At 67.4% G+C, this 1,278-nt stretch carries 1 protein-coding gene; it reads left to right on the top strand.

The features are described 5' to 3' along the window. Positions 1–64: 64 nt before the first annotated feature. A complete protein-coding gene (locus Rhe02_RS49420) occupies positions 65–1,090 on the top strand; it encodes a DUF222 domain-containing protein (protein ID WP_203915547.1) in 1,026 nt (341 codons plus the stop codon). Positions 1,091–1,278 lie beyond the last annotated feature (188 nt).

The following is a 1,278-nucleotide window of genomic DNA, read 5'->3' as shown; positions in this document are numbered from 1 at the left end:
TAGATCAACACTTGTGGATGATCTTCCTTGCGAAAGTGTCGTAGGTTCGGTTTAGGGTTTGGGTGTGCAGAAGGCGGCATGGGGGCTTACGGGACAGGAGTTACGTGACGCCCTCGTGCATGCTTTCGCCGAGAAGCAGCGATGGGCGGCGCGTTGTCTGGAGCTGGTGCGTGAGGTCGACGGGCAGAATCTCGCCCACGACCACGGCGCCACCTCAACCACCGCATGGCTCAACGCGGTGCTTCAGGTCACCCCGACCGAGGCCCGCAAAATGATCGCCACCGCCGCCGCGCTCGACCACCCCTGCGCCGTGACCGCCAAAGCCCTGTCGGCCGGCGCGGTCAACGAGGCGCAAGCCGCGGTGATCGGCCGGTGCGTCACCAGCCTGGCCGAACACGGCCCCGACAAACAGGCCGAAGCCGAACAGTTCCTGCTCGACAAGGCCGCCGAACACGACGCGCACGCACTGACAGTGATGGCCGACCGGATCCTGTTCGTGATCGACCCCGAAGCCGCCGAAGAACACCAACGCAAAAACCTCGACGCCGCCGAAAAACGCGCCGCCCGCGACAGGTTTTTCACCCTGTCCCCCGACGGCACCGGCCGCACCCGCCTAACCGGAGTGCTCGGCGCCGAAGCCGCCGCCATCGTGCGCGCCGCCCTGGAACCCTTGTGCCGCCCCACCGACCCCCACGACCACCGCAGCGCCGGGCAACGCCGCGCCGACGCCCTCACCGACATCTGCGCCCTAGCCCTGGCCACCGGCCAACTGCCAGACAACCGCGGCGAGAAAGCCCAAGTCGTGGTCACCACCCGATTCGACCCCACCCACCAGAACCTGTCCGAAGGAATGCTCGACACCGGCGAAACCCTGTCCGCCGAAACCGTCCGGCGGCTGGCCTGCGACGCCCGGATCATCCCCGCCATGCTCGGCAGCCCCAGCCAACCCCTGGACCTCGGCCGCGAACAACGCCTGTTCAAAGGCCCGCTACGCCGAGCCCTGATCCTACGCGACGGCGGCTGCGCCTTCCCCGGCTGCGACCGCCCCCCCCAAATGGTGCGAAGGCCACCACATCAATCATTGGTGTAAAGGCGGCAAAACCTGCCTAGCCAACGCAGTCCTGCTCTGCGGCCACCACCACCGCCTCATCCACCACAGCGACTGGGTCGTCTACATCGCCGCCGACGGGATGCCCGAATTCATCCCCCAGCCCACATCGACCCCACCCGCACCCCACGCCGCAACCACTTCCACAGACGACCCTAGGCCGATCGGCC

It is taken from the genome of Rhizocola hellebori (genome assembly GCF_016862955.1).
In the GTDB taxonomy this organism is placed as follows: domain Bacteria; phylum Actinomycetota; class Actinomycetes; order Mycobacteriales; family Micromonosporaceae; genus Rhizocola; species Rhizocola hellebori.
Note: the sequence above shows the minus strand (reverse complement) of the source record. Positions and strands in the feature narration are given on the sequence as shown.